The following is a 22,763-nucleotide window of genomic DNA, read 5'->3' as shown; positions in this document are numbered from 1 at the left end:
GACTGGCCGCAGCGCGGTTGGGTGGGGGGGGTGTGTTCGCCTGAATCCACTTTCAGCTTTGCCTCATCGGGCGAACCGAGGGCCGAAGGGCCCGAAGCGTGAATATTTTGTTATCTGAAGGATCGGTCTGCTTGAACTACTATCAATAACTATTCAACCTTTACTTCAGCAATAAAGAAATTCTCTCCAGGTATTGAATCTCCAGCCATTCTTCTTATCATTGACAATTGACCAACATGTGTCATTGCATCTGATAATGGTCCTTGAATCAGTTTTTCGATAATTCTATCTTTGTTTGGTATTCCATTTGATTTCATTAAATTGTCTAAGTTATGCAGCTCATTAAAAAATGTCTGTACTTCGTCATTCCAGTTTCCTGATTCTTTCTTAAGTTGTACTTGGTTATCAAAAACGGATTGGGCATATCTTATGACATCAGACATGTGTGCCAAAATTTCAATTGGAGTTCTTACACCGTTACCGAGCTCATAATTCGGGTAATTACTTGGAGCATTTAGAATTGCTTTTGAACATCGATACCTGAGAGACGAGAGGTAATGTCTTAAAAAGTAAATTTCATCCATTTTTATTATCCCCTTTTCTAATTCTTCTCTTTTTAAAGGTCTACCGATCTTTCATATAACGTTACTGTATTCATGACCCAGCGCATGCTGGGTATCCGGCGAATGCCGGATCAAGAGCGTATGCCTGCAGCGTGAATATTATGTTAGGTGAAGTTATTGGCTTCTTTGAACATCCCTACACTAACTCTTTATTTCTTTAAAGGATAAATACTTTCTAAAAATATTAGTTACTTCATCATATTGACTAGAAAACCAATATAATAAAGCCGTATCATCTTCTTGTTTAGCGTTTTTCTTTCTTAGATTTAATGCATTATCATAAATATGATCTACTCTTTCTTTAACTTCCTTATCAAATAGAAATTCAGCTTCACTAGTTGATGTTCTAAACTCAATTATGCTTTATATGTCTACGTTTGCATCTCTTGAAGCTATTGCAATGAAATTTATGGTTGAGCGATATATATTCAGTCTTCTCTCATATAAATCTAGCCTTAACTTATGTTTATTTACTTGCCATTGTTGATAAGCTATAAATGCACCTGTCAAAGCGATAATTGTTGTGATTATTCCAATATAATTATTCATAAACTTCCTTCCTGATATTTGATGCAAAAATAATTTCGCCTAACGTTCCCGTATCCACAACGTCCCACCGACTTAAGCGACCAACAGGAGCGGCCGCGATGCGGTTAGTCAGTGCGGATGTGTCCGCCTCATTCCGCTTCTTTGCTATTCTCTTCAGGCGGACCGAGGAATCGTAAGATTCCGAAGCGTGGATATTATGTTAGGTGAAGTACCACACTTCATTGATTAGCTTGAGTATGACTTTGTTCTTTTTGAGTTTTCAAAAATTTATTCGCTAACATTTGATAAGAACCTAATAATGCAATGAAAATAAGTAATCCATAAAACATTATTGGTATAAATATAATAATTTCCACGATCCAGTTTAGTGACTCATACTTAATTAAAATTGAGTTCCATAATTCAATAATAGATTTGGGATTAATAATGTACAGATATCCCATAATAAGCAATAACCATCTAAATACAAAGCTTGCTCTGTTTTGTGATCCATAAAACAAACTAAAATAATTTTCTATAAAATATTCTCCACTTTTTTCGTTGCTCTTAAATTTGTATGAGTAAATCAAACCTACTGGTTTATATATTAATGCTAAAAACAGACACACTGCTAAAATGACAAATGAATAGAAGAAAAACATGTAAAAAACAAACTCGATAATTACTTCAATTTCTTTAAATTTCGATTTTATTAGTTGTATTAAATCATTAAATCTATCTTCATAAAAGAACTTGTAAGAATATAACGGTATTAGAATAATCAATAAAATTTCAAAAAAATGATTCTCTTTCGTTATCCTACTCCACAATTCAGCCATAAAATTCTCCTATCTATTTATCTTTGTGATATTTCGCCTAACGTTCCTGTATTCATGAACCCCAAAGGGGTTCTTTGCTGAAATTTATCTCTGACTTCCATCCAGCAGACCAAGGCCCCGTCTTGAGCCGAAGATTACGCAAAGTTAAAACCTTATAGTCTATTTTCAAATTCATCTAAGCTTAATCCGCTTTTTAGTTTCCATTCTTTTCTTCCATTCATGGAACTATTTCTTACAATAGCCGCTGCTGCAGATGGAGATTTAAAGTCAACATCCCTACATAATTTAAAATAACTTTCACTTTCTGAAGGTTCGAAAAAACCTTCTTCTTCGAGTTGCCTTCTTAGTTTTGCATAATTATGACTAGCAAAGCTATTTACGTGATCCTTTCGAATGTAGGAACCTGTTAACAATCTGTATGTTCCTTCTATAATCATAAGCTTCGCTTCTTTAGCAATCTCACCTTTAGCTCCAGGAACATTCATATAAAAAGTGTCGCTTTCTCTTCTGCTACTGCTATCATTATTTTGATTGTTTGTCTGAGTCTTCGTAAAATCTATAATGCCTAGATTGTTAAGTACAAAGATAATATTCTCATTAAAACCACTCATGTCATCACATTCAGAGATAGGCAGCTTTGAACCTGGTGGTGTATTTCCATTAGTGGTCTCAATAGTAGTCTTATTTTTGAGTGCAATTTCATAAAGTTCTCTTTCAAGATACCTGACGTGCGACTTTGTTAAGTTAGTATCTTTACTAATAAATATTACAAAATCGCTCCACCAATCCTTCTTCTTGAACTGCTCTGCTATTCGTGTATTCACTTCATCTGCTTCTCCGACATATATCTTCTTTTGATAGGAATCTTCTACTTCAGAAATCAATATGTAAATACCGGGAGAAGACAACTCTTCAATACTTTGAAGCATTTGAACATGTTTTCTTAGGCCAATATATGCTTTACCTGTCCAATTACTAAGCTCAGCGGTTTTTAAATTCTTATATTTCTCTCCCATAATATAAAGCTTGATTGATTTTCCTCTCACCTGCTAACCTCCTTAGCCTCCAAGCGTGTTTTACACTTTTTTTAATATAGTGGGTTTCATCTAACGTTGGTGTATTCATGAACCCCAACGGGGTTGTCTGCCGAAATGCCTCATCGGAATCCTTCCAGCAGACCAAGGCTCCAACGAGAGCCGCAGCTTGAATATTTTGTTATACGACGGAATCCCTTCTCTGATTTACTGACGCATTTTTTCAAACTCTATTTATGAAGTCATTCTTTTCTAAAAGTATACTTTATCCAGCTCTTAGTTAAAAAGAAATCTTCGGGTAATTTAAGTTCATTTGAATCATAAATATCATCAAATTCTAGTTGGTCAATCTCGCCATCATTTATTATTTGCTTTGTTAATAATTTTTCAATAGGCATTGGATCTTTAGCAGTATTTCCAGCTCCTACTTTACAACTCATCCATTTAATAATCCATTCTGAAAGTGTATCCCACTCTTCACATTCAAAAGTCTTACTAGTTTGTCCAATAGGTATATCCTTCTCAATATTAGTAATAGAATTGACTTTAATGCCGCCTCGTGATTCATCTACTGTCATTACAAAACTTCTTTGCTTAATTGGTTCGAATTGTGATGCTTGTTGTATTTGATCTCGCAAAAGTTGTGCCTTATAATTTTCACTTTTTTTTAGTTGGAGCAACGATGTTTTTGAGAATTTGAGGTCTGGGATAGAAATTGTAACTGCTAGATCTGAACCATATTTATCCGTTTGATTTTTACCTTTTCTATGTAAAATATACTGTTTAACCTCTACTTTATAAGCTTCAGTATTTCCTACATCGCAATTCCTTCTCGTCTTTGCTAAAACTTCAGTAAGTCTGTTTAAAAATGCTTCCTCACTACATGGTCTGCCAGCTAGCCATTTCCTTGTTTCATTTTGTATTTCTCTTAACATTACTCCAAGAATTTTATCGACATTTAAGTTATCCATAATTTCTCCTTTTGTAAAGTTGATTCTTCAACAACAGCATTTTGATTCTGTCAAATAAGTTTCTGTATTCATGACGTTTGACGAAGTCGGATGTGTCTGCTGAAACACTTCCACAAAATTCATCCAGCAGACCAAGGCTCTGTTAAGAGCCGCTGCTTGAATACTATGTTATACGACGGAATCGCTCCTCGAAACGGCTCTTACTATTTATTTTCTTCTGGCACATATTCGATCAAATCAGACAACTTACAATTAAACGTATCACACAACTTGAATAGTGTTTCTAATTTTGTTGTTTCTATATTCGTCTCTCTATATAACTTGTTGATTGAGTTCCGACTTAAACCTGATCTCGCCATCAATTCTGTTATATCATCTATTCGATGTTCTGCCATGAGTTCTCGTATATTGCACTTGATAACGTTCATCTTTTCCCCTCCATAGCTCTATCTTATCTTCCACATTAGTAATCATCAAAGAAAAGCGAAGTTTTAACTCTATAAAGTCAAATATCCACCTTGTAATTAACCTTAAAAGGTTATATAATAACTCTATAGAGTTAACTAAAGAAGGAAATTATATGGTTAATACATTAGAATCGCTAACAGAACCACTTATAAGAATGCGTCTAGAATTACTCTATACTGAGCTTCTGGGATGTCATGCGGAATACACTCAGCTTTCTATGGAGACAGATCAATACTTTAAAACACTTCGTGATGCTTTGCCCGATCAACTTCAACATACGGTTTTTCTTTACGAAGACGCTCAAATTTCTCTTCAATCCATCTTAGAAAGAAGTATCTACATACAAGGTTTCAAAGACGCTCTACAACTCTTTAGTGAATTGCAAAACTCTAGCATTTAGAGGATCATATGATCCTCTTTTCTATTGTTTTTGATTCTATCGTGTAACGTTCCTGTATTCGCGACGCCCGGGTGTGTCCGGCTGTACCTACTTCCTAGAAACTCATCTGCCGGACCGAGACTTATCGGAAGTGTGAATGTACTGTTATATGCCGGTGCCTTGAGTTACTTGTATTAGACTTCTCTGTTTAAAATTAACTCCATCATCTCTACTTCTTTAAGAAAACGAGCTTCTATATTCTCCTCATGCTTTTCATACTCATTTAGATAGTCTAGCACACCTTCAAGCATTCCAATTCTCATTAGAACAGACATATCACCAAACGAATCCTCTTCTTCTAATAAAGTTCTTCTTAGCTTCTCCAGTTCCATTTCCCTTTCAATTAGCTCTCGAAATCCTTTTAAGGATTTATCTTTATTATGTGTAAATTTTCTTCGTAGATTTATGTTTTCCAATTGCTCTTTATACTCACTGATTCTTTCAATCCTCATCTTTACAGCATGATCATATCTTAATTGATCAGGACCAAAACGAAATTGGGTTCTCCAAGCGACAAATGTTTTTTCAGGCACGTCTAATATTTTAGCTCCGTCCCATTTATCTAATCTTCTAGCCACACACAATTCATACATTACTTCTTTTAAGGACTTACCATACTTAGCTTCTACTAGCTCTTTGTATTCTTTATTTGTCATCACGAGTTCCCTCCTTTAAATTCTATCATCGCACTGTCATATAACGTTCCTGTATTTACGACTCAGCCCATGCTGAGTGTCCGGCTGAATGTCGGACCAAGGGCGTATGCCCTCAGCGAGAATATTATGTTATACGGAGTCATCTTCTTCTCGAGAAACATGCACTAATGTCCATGCATTTCTTGAAAAAGCATTATCGATAGCTATGATATTTATTAAGTTATATATCTCCATCGGGGCAGAATATAATTCCATGAATTTATTAACTTTGACAGGCAAGAAATTCTTGGTCGAGGCGTGCCATGACCACATATTTCTATCTTTAAATTCTTTCATAATATTCAATTTAGTTTCGAAGATAAATCTATACGAGTTTCCTCTCCATTCTTCTGGGAGATGAGTTAATATTTCATTCAATCCAGCAGCAATCCAAATCAGAGCTTGTTTTTCATTATTTTCTTTGTTTTCCCATAACATTTCAGCAGTTCGGTTAAAACCTACTACCGTATCCCAATCAGCCCCTAGGATACCTCTATCATTTAACTTTTTTGTTCTATATTCAATTTCATTAGTCGGCCACCAATCTATTATTCCAGTTCCAATGTTAAGATTAGGATTCGATTGTGATTGTATTTGAACTTGTTTGAAGATCGGATCTTTAATAGATTTATAGCTATAATTTTCAACAAAATATTTCCAAGACGAGTAGACTTCTGTCCATGAAAAATTTTCAGAATTCATTTTTGATCTCCCTTTTGTAAAATGCTTTTCTATGAGATTCTGTCGTATAACGTCTTATTTACGAACTTCCGAAAGAATTCTCTCTTTGTCATATTCACGAACTTCGTGAATCCTGCACTTTTCTCCTTATTCCGGCACTTTCTGCGTTTCAATCCTCCAGCCCGCTCATCCGATCCAACGGACTTTGAATCCGCCCAATGTCCCGTCTGCTCACATGTGTATACCGCTCCGTCGTTCGCACACTCTGATGCCCTAGCAGTTCCTGAATATAGCGAAGATCAATCCCATTCTCCAGCAAGTGGGTCGCAAAGGAATGCCTTAGCGAATGGGATACTCACCTGTTTGCGAATGCCCGCTTCAGCCAGCGCTTTTTCAAACACTTTCTGCGCTGAACGTTCCGTCAGGTGGCGGCCTTCCCTCTGCCCTGGAAACAGCCAGTCTGCTGGCTGCTCCCCCCTATATACTGCTCGACCACCGCAAAAGCCGCTTCGGATAGCAGCGTTTGTCGATCCTTCCTGCCCTTTCCCTGACAAACTTTCAGTACTTTCCGTTCACGGTCGAGTCTTCAAGACGCAACCTCACCACTTCGCTTACCCGCAGCCCGGATGTATACGTCAGGTACAGAATAGCCTTATGCTTTGGATTTTTCACTACTTTCAACAGACGCATGACCTCATTCAGGGACAGCACATCAGGTAGTTTACTCTCCTTTTTCGGACGAACATAGGCGGAGGATTTGGGCTGCTTTAGCACATGGCGAAAATAAAATTCCAACGCACTGATCGCTTGGTTAACATAAGCGTGCGAAAGACCTTTTTCGAGCAGCACCAGCGCACATTTTTGCACCACCGCATCATTTATGCTTGCTTCGGTCCCTTGCAATCCGACAAAAAAGCGTTCCGTTTGCGATATGTATGCTTTTATCGTCTTGCTGCTGTAGCTCCTTGCTACCAATGCATCGCGCATTTCTTGCCGCTGATCCGAATTCCATTCACCTCGTTCCGAAGATGAGGGAACCACATTAGCCTGCGCGTCCCGACGATCCAGCCACTCCAGGATGTACGGCAGCTCTTTATTCAATCGCTCGTCGCACTCGAACTTACAACTCCGATACGCTTCCAACAGGCTTTCTACAGCCGAGATACTGTACGGAATCGCCCAGATTTATTCGTCTGGAACCCATTTCCTGCCCGGTATGGATCGAATCCCTTCTCTTTCCTTGACTCCGTATCGCTCCAACCGTACGCCAATCGTTTTTTCATCCCGATAAAGTAGGTTTATCTTCATCTCACTTGCCTCCTTAGTATATCAGCCGTTCAAAAAATTGGAAATCTAATTTTACACAAAAAAAGGGACTTAAGATGGATATTCATCTTAAGTCCCTGATTCTTTCAGATTGAATTATTGATCCATTAAGTCTAATTTTCATCATCATAAAGTGTCTTGCCTTTACTTGTCCAGTTCTTCCGTCACCTCACCGCAGAAACAAAAGAATAGCCTGATTATTTTATTAAGAAAACAAGGATAAGCCGCTAAAAAGCCCGCGCTGGACGCGGGCTTTGCTGTATATTTAGTCAAAATCATGCCTCGATTTGCTACTCAACCTTAAACTGTTTTAATTCGTCTTGAAGCTTAGTGGACAATTGGTTTAATTGTTTGGATAGTTCAGCAACCTGTTCGAAGCTCTCCAATTGTTCCTGCGTGCTGGCGCTGACCTCTTCGGTTGAAGCGGAATTTTCCTCGGTGGTGGAAGAGATGATCTCCAGCGCCTGCAAAATCTCATCTTTGTGCTTGTGGACTTTGGAGGTGTTCGTACTGATCTGGATCATTCGCAATTTTAAATCTTCCAAATCCTTGTTAATACTAAAGAACACTTGCTTCGTGTCCTCCACCGATCTCGCATTTTCTTCTGCGATTTTCAGACCATGAACGGTATGCTCAACCGATACGCTGGTTTTTTCTTCGATGACACGGACCTTCTTGTAGATTTCCTGTGTTGCCAGCGCTGTCTGCTCAGCCAGCTTGCGAACCTCTCCAGCAACCACAGCAAACCCTTTGCCCTGTTCTCCTGCACGCGCAGCTTCTATAGAAGCATTAAGCGCCAGCAGATTCGTCTGTGTTGCAATTTGGTTGACTGTATCCACGATCCCCGAAATCTCATGACGGCTCAGATCGATATCCTGAATAATAGCCGACATCGCTTGTGTGGAGTTATGATTTTCTTCCGCCCATTTGGAAAGCTGATCTACTACTGCAAGCCCTTGTCCGCTTTGTTCGGCAGAGGTTTGCACCATCGATTCAATGGCTTTCGTATCATTGGCAATTTCGTCAATTTGGCCGGATAAGGCTCCGGTTTTTTGTAAAATGTTATCCGTTTCGATGGATTGATAATTCGTTGCATTGGCAATTTCATTAATTGCCGTCGCAGTATCGTTCATCGTAATTGCGGTTCTGGAAGAAATGGATTGCAAATCATGAGAAGACTGATTTAACACTTGGGCTGAGCCGCCCACCATTTGGAGCATGCTTTGAATTTTTTGAACCATATTGTAAACTCCTTGAGAAATTTGCCCGATTTCGTTATGGGAATTCGTATCAAACTGAACGGTCAAATCTCCATTTTCAATCAGCTTGATTTTGGCGAGCAATTTCGGAATGGATCTCAACAAGTAACGGAGCGTTATATAACAAATCACAACCAGCAGGATGGTGGCTGCAGCAAAACCGCCAATCGTAATCCAGGTAAAGCTTCTTAATTCTGAGAGCGCCTCTTGTTCAGAAATGGTTAAGCCTACGGACCACCCCGTATCTTTACTGGTTGCATACCCGATGTAACGACGTTCGCCGTTATCATTAATTAGCTGCACTCCAGACTCACCAGCAATCATTTTCTTACCGATCTCGCCAAGATCACCTGTGCTTTCGTTAATCTTTTCTTTCAGCACTTTATTTTGATCAGGGTGATACAAAATATCACCTGTTTTGGACGCAAGAATTGAATAGCCTGTGCTTCCAAGCGAATAGCTTTGCATAACAGCAGGGATGTCTTTGAAAGCAATATCGACAGCAGCAAATCCGATTAATTGGTTACCGCTATCCTTGATCGGATAGAAAATGCCCATGACCACATTCCCCGTATTGACGTCCTTATAGGGTTCTGAGTAGTATAAACCGTCTGCTTCAACAGCTGGCTTGAAGTATGGGCGTGTATTGATATCGAAATCCGGCTTGGAAACAGCACCATCATTTTGTAGAAAGAAGCCTTTACCAGCTATTCCCGCAATCCAAGCATCAGCAAATGATGGCTCTGCTTTTACAATTGCTGCCAGAGTCGCTTCGGTTTCCGCAGCGTGTAGGGAAGTTTTTACCGTTTCAACTGATTCGGTGGTCTCTATATACTGCCGAAAAAGATTATTTGTTGCCATTTGTTTGACAAGTGAGCCCTTTTCCTTAAATAACGCATCAAATTGACTGACGGTAGCCTGCGTCTTGGTCTGGAGCATGGCCTCTTGCTGCTTGACAAGCATGCTTTGCGTGCTAGCATACATGAACGTCCCCAAGGTTGCAAAGACGACAACGATAATAACTAACAAGACCATGGCCAATGTGTTGGCTATGCTGGATGATCTGAATACGCGCTTCTTCATATTTTGTGACATGCTGCCATCTCCCCGAGGAATATTGAGCGAAAAGCTCTTAGATAATATGTCGGAAGTTTGCAGCTGTTTTAATAGGTTTTTAGTATACACAATTTAAAGTTTTGCTATCTGATTCCTCATAGATTTCCTCCCAACCTGTTCAGTAACTCCAGCAAAAGATTAGGGCAGCATAAAGAGCCTCCGTCAGACGCAGGCTCTTTTCTAAAAAACTATGAACACACAGGGTTTTGTAGAGTTAAAGTGTACGAGCGATCAAGTAAGCTCAAACCCTTTATTCTCTGTCGTTAGCCTAGCTGCATCGTTGTAATACATGTATCGTCTTTCTCATATGTAGAGAATTCCGTTTCAGCCGTTTTACCTTCATGATTGACGCTAATGCGGTATGTTTTATCCCTTGGTAGCCATAGATCAATAAAACCATTGGGTTGTGATTTCATGGCAGCATTCTCCATAATGACATTCCCTTCGGTGTCGTGAACGGTCACATTAAACTCTCCACTTTTTATTTCGCCTTGGCAGCCGGTTAGACTATGAGTTGCACAAGGGTGGGTCTCTTCTACATATGGCGCAATCGAAACAAAAAACTCGTTGTCAGGCAAATCATAAGTTATGGGTTGGGTGTTGTCTCCATTAACAATTAACTGACTGGAATTAATGGAAGCGGATTGACCTGTTGCCTTGCCTGCACTGAAATCATGCACCAATTGCTTGATATCTGTTGTCCCAAGCTTGTCCGATCCTTCTTTCTGCATATTTCCTGCAATCAGGTACGTGCCCAATGCCGCAACAACCAACCCTGAAGCGACCAAGATTCCTTTTTTCATCTGGAGTTCATCTCCTTGTCCGTTTTAAATCATTATAAGGGAGAATGCACCGTAACGGACAAAATACGGCACTGAAGTCACCAGATATTCATATCTTTGCTTGTTTATTCAGACGTATCTGCGTTACATTAGGTGATCACCAAAGAGGGGCAAGGGAATATGAGCAACTCTACTGTCTCAACGAACAAACACCCCACCACTCCTATGGAGCTATGGGGCACGATTCTTTTTAACGATCCCGGTTCACAATATAATTCATTAAGTGCTTCAGAAAAGCGATATTGCGGGGCACCTCTTTTAATGCTTCCATGGCAAGACAGTAGTGCTCCCACATCTCTTGACTGGCACCTTCGTAACCAAGGATAGACACAAAATTCGAATTATTGTTATCCGAATCCTGGCCCACAGGTTTTCCAAGTAACAGCGTATCTCCTTCCACATCAAGCAAATCATCTTTAATCTGAAACGCAATCCCCATATGATAGGCGAATTTCTGCAAAGCAGCAATCTCCGACTCCTCGGCCTGTGCGAGCATGGCTGGCATAACGAGACAAGCCTCGAACGCCACTCCTGTTTTGTAAAAGCACATCATATTCAGCTGTTCCAATGTCAAAGCCTTTCCTTTGGAATCCAGATCCATCGCCTGCCCCATACACATATCCTCTGCCTTATGGGCCGAGTATTGGATCAAGGCAAGCACAGTCTCAGCATTGAACTGCTTCAGTGACGATTGCTCCCCGATGGCCTTCTGGATCAGATACAGACCAGTTAATTCCGCAGTAGCGCTATTGTGCACCTGATGTAATGTCTGACGTCCTCTACGGGTAGACGCGTTATCTTGGGAAGGCAAATCATCAAAAATCAGGGAGGCTGTATGCATATATTCCAATGATCTTAGAAGAGGCACGATTGCCGAAGCGTCTAAACCATATTCATTCACACCCATGACCCAGGTCAATATAGGACGTATCCTTTTCCCATCCCCCTCAAGACTATAATTGGCGGCATCAATAAGCTGTTCTTTCATGGCCTCGATCCCAGAAGGCTTGGTAATTTTCAATTGGTTGTTAATCTGGTCACGGACTGTTTTGACCGTATTCATAAAGTCTTCTTTTTCCCTCGAATCATTTTTCAGTTGAGTAATCATCTGATCCCGAAGCAGCTTATCCAAGAAATCTACATCCTCCGCTTTGCCCACCATCTTCTGGATGAGACGATTGAATTCAGGATTTCCGAATGCAAAAATCCCCATAATTTCATTGTACTTTTCTGCACCTACCCGTTCTTTATAACGTTTGAGTCCATTTATTGCACGATCCAGTATCACCTCGCGAGCCATAGCATCCGTGTCATACACGTTATGGATCAAATTGGAAATGACCGCCCAGTATAGTTCGAAGGGATTGATCAAATCCGATCTCTGACGATGATATTTTAAATAATAGGTATAGGGTGTAACCGCACCATCCCTCATATCGTCGGCCATATCTGCAAAATCATCAGCAAGCTGGTTATAGATACCATAATAGAATGTTCGTTGCTCAAACCCTTCATCCTCAGGAGCACTAATCACGGAACGGACAATCAAACGGGAAGAAGCAGATTTTAAAATAACGGGTATATAAAGCTCTTCATTGGTGTAATTAGCTCGTGTTAGATCCTTATCCCGGTCGATATCTTGAGAATGAATGAAAACATAGGACTGCTCGAAAAAGGTTTGCTGTGTGTCTGGCCGCTGATGTGCCTTAATATACTCAAAAGCATCCGAGAGCTCCGAATGGATATAGCGAATGAACTTCATATGATCGCCGGACCAGTCGCCTAGTTCTAGCACAGATCCGGTAAGAAGCGCGGTACGTATCATATGGGAATATTGTTCTTTCTCTTGAACGGTCAACAGCTGAGAATCGAGCAGATCATCAATAAAAGGATAGGTCAGCCCATAGGAATACCCAAGCCTGATGGCTTCATCCAGCCTGCGCGAACGTTCAACAGGTGACACGGCTTCGTCCATTTCTTCCATCACATGCAGAATAACCCCAATGATGATTTTAATCAGTTTCCGCTGGGCATGCTCTGCATCCATTTCCTCAGGAATATGAGAAGATACAGCGTTAAGCTTGTTGATTAGCCAGATTACAGTGGTTTCGATCCCTTCCTTTTGAGACCACCGATACACCCCCGCTAAATTCATAAACTCCGGTTGATCTCTCCTGTTAGCATGGGTGGGTTGAAGCAAATATCTTTTTACGTCAGCAATGACGCGCTGAATCCGGGTCTGTGTGTCGGCAGAATCTAGAGCCTTGCCTAGATCCCTCATGTAAATATAAGAGACACTCCGCTTCAGATATTCATCTAACTTCCCCGTGTAACTCAGCCATTGAATATATCTGTAGTAATCCCGGGTATCCGGCTTTCTCTTATTCCGCGAAAAGAAGGATAACCATGAAGAAGAATGGATATGATTACTTTTCCATATATGGATATCCTTTGTAAGAGAGGTTGCATAAGTTTTATCCTTGACCTGATTATAGAGTGATGCAAAATACTGAAGCGCCTTCTGCTCAGCCAGCTGATATCCTGTATCGGCTTGAAATTTTTCATTCATATGATGCATTACCTCAACTTCTCATTTTGTTAAACATGGTTGCATTTCTCCCTGAGGGAACGAATTTGGATCATGTTTTTATCTTTATACGGAATAAAGTCTGTGAAGTTACGAATAGATTATATCCTTCTATATATATGCTACAATTTCAGAGTAGAACGAAAATAATGATAAGGAGGCATAACGTTGAGTATTAGTCTAGTTAAAGGGCAGAAGGTAGACCTAACCAAAAATAATCCACACTTATCCGTGCTGAAAGTAGGGCTTGGATGGGACCCTATGAAGGGTAGAAACATGGATATTGATGCGTCAGCGCTACTTCTTAATGAGAACGGCAAGCTAACTCAGACGAAAAATCTAGTATATTTCGGAAACAAAAATAGCCCTTGCAGGGCCGTCGTACATAGTGGTGACAACTTGACAGGACATGGTGACGGTGATGATGAAGTCATTACTGTATCCCTTCAACAACTACCACCTGAAGTGCATAGAGTCGTATTTATTGTGAATATATTCCGCTTTTTCAGCTTTGGTAGACGTAAGGATTTCAGTATGGTGAACAATGCTTATATTCGAGTATTGGATGCGTCCCAAGATGAAGAGATTCTCCGATACAACTTGACAGAGGACTCTAAAGGGATGTGTAGTATCCGTGTAGGTGAAGTATACCGCTATGGAGGGGAGTGGAAATTCGGTACTATTGGAGAAGGAAGCACCATTACCTCCCTGAATGATCTTGTCAAAACGTATGAATAAGCATTTCATCCTTTGGTGTTAAAGAAAAACCCACGTCTGACGTGGGTTTTTACGCTAACTCTCCTATAGTCACCTGATACAGCAGAGAACCTTCTCGGAGCAGCAGGCGGTCTTTTCGGAAATCCTGTTCGTGCGGCTGAAGGAACTCTTGCTCGTCATTTAAAAAACGAATGTGTTGTCCTTTGCTCAAGCTGCCTGGCTTCACATTCTTTTTCAAGACATATTGTCCGTTCTTTCCATACCCGCCGTCGAACAAAAAGTGATACCCATCTGTAGCCACCCCAGAGCAGCCGGAAATGCTCGGATTCATAAACGTAATCTTCGTACGATCGCTACCGGAAATGCACCCTAATGAAAAATCTGAATAGTAATAAAACCAGATTTCCTGTTCGCTGACTACGTTTAAAGCATAGCAATCATGAATATCTGCCGCTTGGTTTTCATATATTTTGTGTCCCTCTTTATTCCAGGCGACAAGGCCGGAGGACCCCACAGGCTCATTCCAACCATAATTCCCAAATATACCTTCATCAAAATAGCTGGTCCAGATCGTACCTTCCCCTGTAACCTGAACACTCTGGATACCGTCTCCAAGCAGCAGTTCATTCACAGTACGGCCTTCATAATCAATAATTTTACCATTTAAATCATATTGGCCGGATCCATAATAATGACATCGCGCTCCGACGAGCAGTAGATGATGATGTAGAGGCTGTACATAATGATAGTTGAACTGCTGCCCCTCCACATACACTTCTTCAATGTAATCGTCTATAATGAGTATCTTGTAAGTACGTCTCTCTTTAAGAGAGGCAGGCGGGAACATCCCTCGTACTCGTTCCGGGATTTTATCAATTAGCAAAATATACACGCGTCCATCAGGGCCAAATTGGGTCGAAACGATCTCAAACCCTTTAGTATAGTTGGAAATATCAGCAAATGAATGAATCTGTCTATATTGATGTGACAACGTAGTTCCTCCTCTAAAAGATTAGTAAAGTGAAGTATGATTTGTACTGGATTTCATTTTGTCATAACGACATGTAACTGAGGAGGGCGGAAGTATGGCGATATGGATAGTTATCCCAAGAATGAGTCATCGGCAAAAATATTGGGAACAAAAAAAGCCGGGTTCTGCTCATAATAAAAGCAACCCAGCTTGATCTTTATAGATGTCCCTCTTAAAGTGTCTGGCCCTTGTCGGCCTTCTGCCATAAAGCCTCCGTCAGCTCATCGATCGTCTCCTTCATCGCCAGCTTCTCGCGCCAATGACTCGGGATACCGCTTTGCCCGTAATAAGCTCCTGCAATTTGCCCATACACCGCCCCGGTCGTATCGGCGTCATCCCCCAGATTTACGGCCAGCAGTGCCCCCTCTTCAAACGAAGTCGAATGGTGAAATGCCCACAGCGCAGCCTCAAGGGAACGAATGACATAGCCGGTTCCCTGTATTTCGGGCGGTTCCTTATCCTTGTAAGATCCCTGAATGATTTCTTCAATGGCTGCCAAATAAGCTGGCTGTTCCTGCCGCCGCCACTTATAGCAGATGTCGGCTGATAACATGGATTCTTTGTCCGCTCCCCGCAGACCTGCCACAAGGATTGAAGCAAGCACAGCACAGGCCTCCACACTTTCGACTGCTCCATGGGTGGTTCGCGAGCTCAGCTCGGCGTACATCACTGCCTCTTCCGGACGGTTCGCATAGGCCATGGCAACAGGTGCAAGCCTCATAATCGAGCCATTACCGGCAGTCATGGGGTCAACGGACCCACTATACGGCTCTCCAGTGGCCTCGAAGCGATGCAGTGCTGCTCTCGTCGCACCACCGATATCAAAGCACGTTCCCGTGCTGCTCATATATCCCAGGTGGTACCAATTCGTGTAACGGCGCATTTGGTCTGCTGGATCAAAGCTATCTTTTTGCACCATACTCTCGGCTAAACAGAGCGCCATAGACGTATCGTCGGTCCACTGCCCCGGCTTTAACCCAAAGACACCGCCGCCCACGATATCCGTTACAGGTTCAAATGTACCTGGACTGCTAAATTCTACTGTGGTTCCCAAAGCATCACCCACAGCCAGCCCAACCAGGCATCCCAAAAAACGATCCTTGATCAGTGCCATTTTGATGCACACTCCTTTAATTATTGTTATAGCTAATGCATATATTTCCATATCACTGGAAGGAAGAAAATCTGGTAACGCCATTTATTCGTAGCTTAAGGCTGTACAACCGCTATCTGGATTTAATTCAACGAAAATTCCTGCCTCATGATGGTAAATGAGTGGAAATCGCTCCGTATCTACATATTCACGCACACCGCTTGAAAGCCGCCATACCTGAAGCGGGACTCCTTTTCCCCACAAGAATAATCGGTCGCCGGAAACGGCCATATCCGCTTGGGGATATGGGTAAATCCCATATTCATCAGGCTTACAATTTAGAGGCGGGATCGCAGGAAGCACGCGTCGGTACCCAGGCTGAGTCATATCGAATAGGACAACCGCCGGTTCCACGCCCTCCTCTCCCCAATCTTCCTCCTCCAGTAAATCGGCATCCATCTGTCCCCATACCGCCAATGTATCGGGTCCTGTCCAGCATACTGGCCCATCCCAATCTATGATTTGCCAAAGATGGCGAACTGACGGACCATTCTCCGATTCCCATGGGTTCAGCAGCCAATTAGATAAGGACCAGATTCGGACCACTCCTAAGGGAGCCCATGCCCATCCCGTATCCGCAATCCACTTTCCCTCTGGAGAAGCCAGCAGCTTCCCATGAAAATAATCTAGATAATGCTCATCTTTGCTTTCGCTGTTATATACCGGGGTAGGTCTTGCTGTCAAAAGCCTCCCGGTTTCTACATCTGTCAAATCCAGGCGGTTCCATTCCGTTCCATGAACAAGAATACACGCACCGTCTTGATATACAAAAGCCAGGGGGAACATACTTTTATCGGAGTGATATTCGTCCCGAGATAATTGCATTTTTTCTAGTGCATGGACTAAATCATACACTGCCGCATGCCGACCAAAACGATTGGATATGGCTACGTACTTACCGTCAGGACTAGTAACCATTTGGACAGGTTGCAGGGGATTAAAATCAGGAATACAAATATGTGTGCATAATTCTGCGCTACCAGAGCGAAGTTCTAGTCTCCACAGTTCTGCCTGTGTGTTTAGTGCTAGCAGGGTTATGCTTCCCTGAGAGCCACCTTTTAGTGGATGAATGGCCGTAAGACGCCCGATAGGCTGTGGTAAATCGGGTAAAGAAACGTGATGAAATGGCATCATTTAACCCCTTTTAATCTGGATAAATAATAATTTATACCCGTATTTGTGAAGCTGGATTTATCAATAAAAAATCTGATTTCAAGCAATGCAGACAATACTTTCATAAAAACTCCCGGTTTTTTCTTGCAGAAACATTTAAGATATGTAATTTCGCTAGGATTACTTTTGAGAATAAAATAGGAGTAATTCATCATGATCATAGTGGAGATGAACTGCTCTGTTGGAGATTGATGCTCATTGATACAGTCGGTCAGCACCTCTAATACCCTATTTTTATTGGAGTTATAGGCTTGTATAAACATCGTTGCTTCTGCAAACGGCTTGTTGAAATCGTCATACGGAAAATCATATACATCATGACTGCCCAGGATGAAGTTCACCAACTGACCTTGCAAAATCTTTATTTTTCCCAGTGCTGCTCGGGTATCTATATCCATCTCATTTTTGTTAATATGCTCATGCAAAATGTCAATTAGAATGTGCATATCATACTGCTGTGCGTCTTCCATGCTGTACATCATCTTATTATTTTCAATCGTTAGACGATCATAAATGTCATCACCTAAACCCAGTTCAAATAAGAGCTGGTGAAGAAAAAATAGCCTGTCCTGAGTAAGCGAGAATTCATTCCCTCTCTCTGCTAGATGAGAAACTTGATATCGATAATAAACACAACATAAGTTTTTTTGGCTATAAGCAATATCTTTATGTATATCAAAAACGTTAAAAATGAACGAAAGCAATCGAATCAGACGTTCAGCATCTGCTACGCTTAGAATGCGATGATCCATTTTTGTAAATAGCGACCTGTCAAATAAATCATGCCATCGCACTAAAGAAATATGATTCTGCTCATTTATATTCAGAGTTAATATTCTTAAATTTTGCTCTTGATCAGGATAGGAATAAAATAGATATTCATGACTTAAATCAGAAATACGCTCATTAAAATAGGCTCTTAATTTGTAATCGTATATTTTAGAAAAAGACATTTCTCTCCTCCTTGCACAGCAAGACAAACTTCATATTGAACCTGGCATAACACATTAATCCGAACTCCTATATTGTAAAATTAATCTGGATCGACTGGCAAGGTGACATAAAATAGAGAAACATATGTTCTTCCTTTCTATATTATGATATCTTTATGCTAGGAATGAAACGTTATGACGAAGGTCATAGTCTGCGATTAGAAAGGAATGAACACCTATGAAACAGCTAAGCGAAGCTCTGGCCCGGTTTGTACAACAACAAGACTTGTATAATGCAGCCTACGGGCTGTTCCAAGACCACGACATCCAGCCCCGGACGGAGAACCTGACAGATTGCTGGGACAGCCGAATTCCTGTATCCCCTGAGCTTGAATACCTATATAACCACTATGAAATGATCGATGCTAAGGCAGCGGGAACACACAAATTAAAAAATGCAGCCGTTGAAATCGGGGATGCTGCTGTTCTCTTTTTTGTCGCACCAGAACATTTATATCGCCAACAGCTGGGCTATCGCTTCATTACATCTGGAGAGCTTGTCCAAGAGTCTTCTTCGTGGCCCTCCCATCATGTTGTAATTGCCACGTTTAATGATGATCCAGTCATTGTCGATACTAGCGCACCTGGTTCCCCTGTATATGCTGCAATTGAGAGTGGTAGGGCGCAGCAAGTTGCTGACTCTTTAGCTAACTTCTTTACGGCTCTTTCCATCCTGATTGAAGGTGCCTGTACCTTTAAGGGAGAATTGATAGATGAAGATACATACGAAACCAAAGCAGCATATATCGAGCACGTAAAACCATTGCTGCATCATTTGTTGGGCGAAAACCAAACCACGTATTTGCTGAATTACCTATCCTTTTGTTAGAAATCCTATTGGTTAAAGAGAGGTGGGGCTTTTTATGATCTATATCGCATTACTGCGGGGCATCAATGTCGGCGGCAACAACAAGATCGAGATGAAGAAGCTCAAGCAAACGTTTGAACATGCAGGTATGGGGCATGTGACGACTTACATTAATTCTGGAAACATTATTTTTTCCAGTCAGGAGCGGCCCAACCAGGAGCTATCACTCATACTGGAACAGGCGATTCTCGAGGATTTTAGCTTACCTATCCGCGTCATCGTCCGTAATATGAAGGAGATTCAGAGCATTATGGAGGCACTGCCGAATGAATGGTCTAATGATACACAGATGAAAAGTGATGTAATGTTTCTGTGGGATGAAATTAACGATATTTCCATTCTGGACAAGCTTCCCTTGAAACCGGGAATTGGGCATGTCATGTATACACCCGGGGCGATTTTGTTTTCTGTCAGCAAGGAACAAGTCACAAAAAGCGGGTTAACAAAATTAGTCGGCACCAAGCTGTATCAGCAAATGACGGTGCGGAATGTGAACACAACCCGTCAGATTTATAAGCTGATGCAAATGGCTGAACAGGAAGAGTTGCAGGATATGAGCTCTTGACCCAAATCCGAAAGCAACCCTAGTACCTAGAGTAAGCTCAAAAAAGGAGCCTCCTTACGGCTCCCCAACCGTTTTTCTTCTCCCTTCATTATAAATACCAACACCGTATGGTCCTCATTAAATTTTAAAGCCTGCAACCAGTTCATTTAGTCGAGCTGCACTTTCCTTCACCTGATCAGACTGGTATGCCACTTCACGAGATTTTTCCGTTGAAGACACCATATTCTCAGCAATGTGTTGGGTAGATATGGCGGACTGTTCGCTGGCGGTAGCAATCTCATGGATCGCTCTCACCATGGTTTGGATGGTTTCATTTACCTGCTTAGAGGTGGCGTTCAAATCATTGACTGTGTTCGTATGCTCCACGGCATCATTGTAATATTGCCCTGCTGTATCCTCAAGCAGCTGATAATCCTTGCCCACCTGGGCTTGCAAGAAGTGCAATAATTCTTCGGCATTGGTAGTCAGATTTTCTACAGACTGCACAACCTCTTGAGTAACACTCTGAATTTGGTCTACCGCGTGTTTGGAGCCGTCTGCCAACTTACGAATCTCGTTAGCTACAACCGCAAACCCTCGACCTGACTCACCGGCACGAGCTGCTTCAATGGATGCATTTAGAGCCAGCAAATTGGTCTGTGCCGTAATTTCCAAGATAGACTGAGAAAGTATACGAATCTGGTCTACTGCCTTGGCTCGCTCTAACGCTTCCGTCATCTTTTCATTAGCTTTTTGGTAAATTTCTTTGGCCGCTTTATTGGATTGACTAGCCGCCTGCTTCAATGTTTCAGCTTTTACACTCGTATCATAGGCAGACTGAGCTCTTTCTTGAGTTTTGACCGAGATATACTCTGCTGCCCGCTGCATTTCTTCCGCAGAATGGTTCATATTTTCGGTGTATGCCGAAGTCTCTTCCATAGCTGCTGACAGCTGTTCGACCGTGGCTGATACATCGCGAATCCGCTCATTGAGATCTGTCATATTATGATTCGTCTGATCACTCAGTTGGTTAATTTGACGTGACTCATTGATCACCCCTGTGATGACCATTGAGGTTGAATCTGTCATTTGCTGAATGGCACGAGCTATAACAGCGATCTCATTATTTCCTTTGAGCAAGGCAGGATCAAGTGCTGCCGTTAAATTTCCTTGGGTAATCTCTTCACAGTATTTCGTAATGGTGCTCATCCGGGAACGGATATTTCGAATGGCTGCAAAGGAGATTGTGATCAGAACAGCCAACACGAGAGCAAGAACTGTGATTAAAACAATTGTGCGCATTTTGATCTCGTTTTGCGTATTTTGATATAGGTTGGCGGATTGCTCATTGTTATAATCTGAAATCGTAGTCAGCATCGTAACAATGGCCGTACTAGATTTATTGATCCGGCCTCTCTCTTCTGTGTCATAGGTTCCAGTATTCTTTTTGACGGCCATGATCTGTTCGATGTCCTGAAAATACGTGTCTATACTCCTCTGTAGTTCCTCAAACAATTTCTGTTCCTTAGTATCCAATGTCCTTTGTGAAAATTCATTTAGCCCAGTTGTAACGCTATTTTTTCCTTTCTGCACCTGCTTATACTGTTTATCTGTATACTCCTTATTGTCGAGTATTTTTGTATAATTGGCTCGCATGTTATAAAAGTCACTTTTGACCTCAAGAATATTCGTCTGGTGTTGAAAGCGATCTGTATACAAAATACCTTGACCCTCTTTAGCTTGATACATACCGATAACTCCTACCAACGATACAATGAGCAAACCCGCTAAGCTGATCATAATCATGGAGATCATCGTTGTCGTGATCTTTAAATCTCTAAAACCTTTTCCTTTTTTAGTCCTGTCCGATAGTTGGTTACTCATTCAAACCCCTCCAGCTCGTCTATGGATAATAGTTCACGCTGCTCTCAACTTTCACGAGTACTCTGGTCTTCCTCTTGATGCTGCCCTCCATACAACAAAATGAAGCAGATCACAAAACGTGATGCTATATATATCGGTAGAAAGCGCTTAAATTTATTAGCCAAATTACAGTACTGCAAAAATAATGAATATTATAATAGGCAAATTCATACATAGGCTTGCTACATGAATCAACAATTTTAGGTACTCATAAGCATTGGATGTTTGGTAAACTAGAGAGGGATTTTTACATGAAATGGGACACATATGCAAACTAAGATCTAAACACTAGATGATGGGGGAGAACGTATGGTGACAAATCTACAAAATCAAAAACAAGTATATATAATCCACGGATACACAGCTTCGCCAACAGATCATTGGTTTCCTTGGTTACAAGACAAATTACAGGAAGACGGGGTTTCGGTAAATATACTAGAAATGCCCAACTCGCAAGCACCCAAGCTTAATGAGTGGATTGAGCATCTACTACAAAATATTAAAGTTCTACATAAAGACACCTATTTTATTGGACATAGCTTGGGTTGTGTATCCATTTTAAGGTACCTGCAGCAAGTAAATATCCCGGAACCACTGGGTGGTGGAATTTTCGTTTCCGGTTTTGCTGACCCAGTGCCAAGCCTACCATCATTAGATGAGTTTACAAATGACCATTTGAGTTATCAGCAAATCATGGATTCACTAGGGGCACGTGTAGTTATAGCTTCAAAGGACGACGCAATTGTCCCCTTTGCACTTAGTAAGAAACTAGCGGAAGATATGCAGGCTGATTTCCACGAATTAGATCATGGAGGGCACTTTTTACAAAGTGACGGCTTTACCACTTTACCGATCGTCTATCAAGTTTTAATAGAAATGATGAATGAAAATAGGTAGCGTTAAAAACCCGCAAGATAGACCTGGCAAAAAGGGTCCAGCTTGCGGGTTTTACATT

At 41.3% G+C, this 22,763-nt stretch carries 25 protein-coding genes; 5 read left to right on the top strand and 20 right to left on the bottom strand.

The annotated features are described in order from the left end of the window. Positions 1-149: 149 nt before the first annotated feature. From BN1546_RS19585 to BN1546_RS19560, 6 genes are all read right to left on the bottom strand, one after another. A complete protein-coding gene (locus BN1546_RS19585; protein WP_016324600.1) occupies positions 150-584 on the bottom strand; it encodes a hypothetical protein in 435 nt (144 codons plus the stop codon). 402 nt (positions 585-986) lie between these two features. Further along, positions 987-1,172 (bottom strand): hypothetical protein, encoded by a 186-nt coding sequence (locus tag BN1546_RS19580; RefSeq protein ID WP_090738647.1) that lies wholly within the window; start codon positions 1,170-1,172, stop codon positions 987-989. 218 nt (positions 1,173-1,390) lie between these two features. Beyond that, complete coding sequence (locus BN1546_RS19575; protein ID WP_090738646.1) at positions 1,391-1,990, bottom strand: hypothetical protein; 600 nt, start codon at positions 1,988-1,990, stop codon at positions 1,391-1,393. 152 nt (positions 1,991-2,142) lie between these two features. Continuing rightward, complete coding sequence (locus BN1546_RS19570; RefSeq protein ID WP_218055206.1) at positions 2,143-3,036, bottom strand: GIY-YIG nuclease family protein; 894 nt, start codon at positions 3,034-3,036, stop codon at positions 2,143-2,145. 230 nt (positions 3,037-3,266) lie between these two features. Further along, complete coding sequence (locus tag BN1546_RS19565) at positions 3,267-3,995, bottom strand: hypothetical protein (protein WP_090738645.1); 729 nt, start codon at positions 3,993-3,995, stop codon at positions 3,267-3,269. A gap of 203 nt (positions 3,996-4,198) precedes the next feature. Beyond that, positions 4,199-4,423: a helix-turn-helix domain-containing protein gene (locus tag BN1546_RS19560; RefSeq protein ID WP_053492203.1), complete on the bottom strand. Its 225-nt coding sequence runs from the start codon at positions 4,421-4,423 to the stop codon at positions 4,199-4,201. A gap of 152 nt (positions 4,424-4,575) precedes the next feature. Here BN1546_RS19560 and BN1546_RS19555 point away from each other — a divergent pair, with 152 nt between their 5' ends. Next, positions 4,576-4,863, top strand: a complete 288-nt coding sequence (locus tag BN1546_RS19555; RefSeq protein ID WP_090738644.1) for a hypothetical protein — start codon at positions 4,576-4,578, stop codon at positions 4,861-4,863. A gap of 173 nt (positions 4,864-5,036) precedes the next feature. On the opposite strand, the gene BN1546_RS19550 is transcribed toward BN1546_RS19555, so the two are convergent. The 9 genes from BN1546_RS19550 to BN1546_RS19520 form a co-directional block, all read right to left on the bottom strand. Next, positions 5,037-5,558 carry a hypothetical protein gene (locus tag BN1546_RS19550; RefSeq protein WP_090738643.1) on the bottom strand — a complete coding sequence of 174 codons (522 nt, stop codon included), beginning with the start codon at positions 5,556-5,558 and terminating at the stop codon, positions 5,037-5,039. A gap of 129 nt (positions 5,559-5,687) precedes the next feature. After that, positions 5,688-6,299: a hypothetical protein gene (locus BN1546_RS19545; protein ID WP_090738642.1), complete on the bottom strand. Its 612-nt coding sequence runs from the start codon at positions 6,297-6,299 to the stop codon at positions 5,688-5,690. Positions 6,300-6,447: 148 nt separating this feature from the next. Further along, positions 6,448-6,597 (bottom strand): tyrosine-type recombinase/integrase, encoded by a 150-nt coding sequence (locus BN1546_RS27415; protein ID WP_302057352.1) that lies wholly within the window; start codon positions 6,595-6,597, stop codon positions 6,448-6,450. Beyond that, the gene (locus BN1546_RS28405) at positions 6,578-6,832 is read right to left on the bottom strand and encodes a hypothetical protein (RefSeq protein WP_176702312.1); all 255 of its coding nucleotides are present in this window, start codon (positions 6,830-6,832) and stop codon (positions 6,578-6,580) included. The genes BN1546_RS27415 and BN1546_RS28405 overlap by 20 nt, the downstream gene beginning before the upstream one ends. A 4-nt stretch (positions 6,833-6,836) precedes the next feature. Then, positions 6,837-7,379 carry a tyrosine-type recombinase/integrase gene (locus tag BN1546_RS27405; protein ID WP_090738641.1) on the bottom strand — a complete coding sequence of 181 codons (543 nt, stop codon included), beginning with the start codon at positions 7,377-7,379 and terminating at the stop codon, positions 6,837-6,839. 84 nt (positions 7,380-7,463) lie between these two features. After that, entirely contained in the window at positions 7,464-7,586 is a 123-nt protein-coding gene (locus BN1546_RS27945; protein ID WP_255305445.1) for a hypothetical protein, read from the bottom strand. Positions 7,587-7,894: 308 nt separating this feature from the next. Next, positions 7,895-9,958, bottom strand: a complete 2,064-nt coding sequence (locus BN1546_RS19530) for a methyl-accepting chemotaxis protein (RefSeq protein WP_090738640.1) — start codon at positions 9,956-9,958, stop codon at positions 7,895-7,897. Between the two features lie 284 nt (positions 9,959-10,242). Continuing rightward, the gene (locus tag BN1546_RS19525; RefSeq protein ID WP_090738639.1) at positions 10,243-10,782 is read right to left on the bottom strand and encodes a CueP family metal-binding protein; all 540 of its coding nucleotides are present in this window, start codon (positions 10,780-10,782) and stop codon (positions 10,243-10,245) included. Positions 10,783-11,011: 229 nt separating this feature from the next. Continuing rightward, positions 11,012-13,399 carry a polyprenyl synthetase family protein gene (locus tag BN1546_RS19520; RefSeq protein ID WP_090738638.1) on the bottom strand — a complete coding sequence of 796 codons (2,388 nt, stop codon included), beginning with the start codon at positions 13,397-13,399 and terminating at the stop codon, positions 11,012-11,014. Positions 13,400-13,576: 177 nt separating this feature from the next. On the opposite strand from BN1546_RS19520, the gene BN1546_RS19515 reads away from it, so the two are divergent. Further along, positions 13,577-14,146: a TerD family protein gene (locus BN1546_RS19515; RefSeq protein WP_090738637.1), complete on the top strand. Its 570-nt coding sequence runs from the start codon at positions 13,577-13,579 to the stop codon at positions 14,144-14,146. Between the two features lie 49 nt (positions 14,147-14,195). On the opposite strand, the gene BN1546_RS19510 is transcribed toward BN1546_RS19515, so the two are convergent. From BN1546_RS19510 to BN1546_RS19495, 4 genes are all read right to left on the bottom strand, one after another. Further along, positions 14,196-15,116, bottom strand: coding sequence for a hypothetical protein (locus BN1546_RS19510; RefSeq protein ID WP_090738636.1), 921 nt, complete (start codon positions 15,114-15,116; stop codon positions 14,196-14,198). A gap of 211 nt (positions 15,117-15,327) precedes the next feature. Beyond that, complete coding sequence (locus BN1546_RS19505) at positions 15,328-16,269, bottom strand: ADP-ribosylglycohydrolase family protein (protein ID WP_090738635.1); 942 nt, start codon at positions 16,267-16,269, stop codon at positions 15,328-15,330. Positions 16,270-16,353: 84 nt separating this feature from the next. Next, positions 16,354-17,439: a hypothetical protein gene (locus BN1546_RS19500; RefSeq protein WP_090738634.1), complete on the bottom strand. Its 1,086-nt coding sequence runs from the start codon at positions 17,437-17,439 to the stop codon at positions 16,354-16,356. After that, the gene (locus BN1546_RS19495) at positions 17,439-18,434 is read right to left on the bottom strand and encodes a hypothetical protein (RefSeq protein ID WP_090738633.1); all 996 of its coding nucleotides are present in this window, start codon (positions 18,432-18,434) and stop codon (positions 17,439-17,441) included. Before BN1546_RS19495 ends, BN1546_RS19500 begins: the two co-directional genes overlap by 1 nt. Positions 18,435-18,651: 217 nt before the next feature. On the opposite strand from BN1546_RS19495, the gene BN1546_RS19490 reads away from it, so the two are divergent. Together BN1546_RS19490 and BN1546_RS19485 are read left to right on the top strand one after the other, a co-directional pair. Then, complete coding sequence (locus BN1546_RS19490; RefSeq protein ID WP_090738632.1) at positions 18,652-19,302, top strand: hypothetical protein; 651 nt, start codon at positions 18,652-18,654, stop codon at positions 19,300-19,302. 34 nt (positions 19,303-19,336) lie between these two features. Next, complete coding sequence (locus BN1546_RS19485) at positions 19,337-19,906, top strand: DUF1697 domain-containing protein (protein ID WP_090738631.1); 570 nt, start codon at positions 19,337-19,339, stop codon at positions 19,904-19,906. Between the two features lie 117 nt (positions 19,907-20,023). Here BN1546_RS19485 and BN1546_RS19480 read toward each other — a convergent pair whose 3' ends face one another. Beyond that, positions 20,024-21,769, bottom strand: a complete 1,746-nt coding sequence (locus tag BN1546_RS19480; protein WP_090738630.1) for a methyl-accepting chemotaxis protein — start codon at positions 21,767-21,769, stop codon at positions 20,024-20,026. A 348-nt stretch (positions 21,770-22,117) separates the two neighbouring features. Here BN1546_RS19480 and BN1546_RS19475 point away from each other — a divergent pair, with 348 nt between their 5' ends. Further along, positions 22,118-22,705: an RBBP9/YdeN family alpha/beta hydrolase gene (locus tag BN1546_RS19475; protein ID WP_255305442.1), complete on the top strand. Its 588-nt coding sequence runs from the start codon at positions 22,118-22,120 to the stop codon at positions 22,703-22,705. The last annotated feature ends 58 nt before the right edge of the window (positions 22,706-22,763 follow it).

This window comes from Paenibacillus sp. Mc5Re-14 (assembly GCF_001049835.1).
Taxonomy (GTDB): Bacteria; Bacillota; Bacilli; order Paenibacillales; family Paenibacillaceae; genus Paenibacillus; species Paenibacillus polymyxa_C.
Note: the sequence above shows the minus strand (reverse complement) of the source record. Positions and strands in the feature narration are given on the sequence as shown.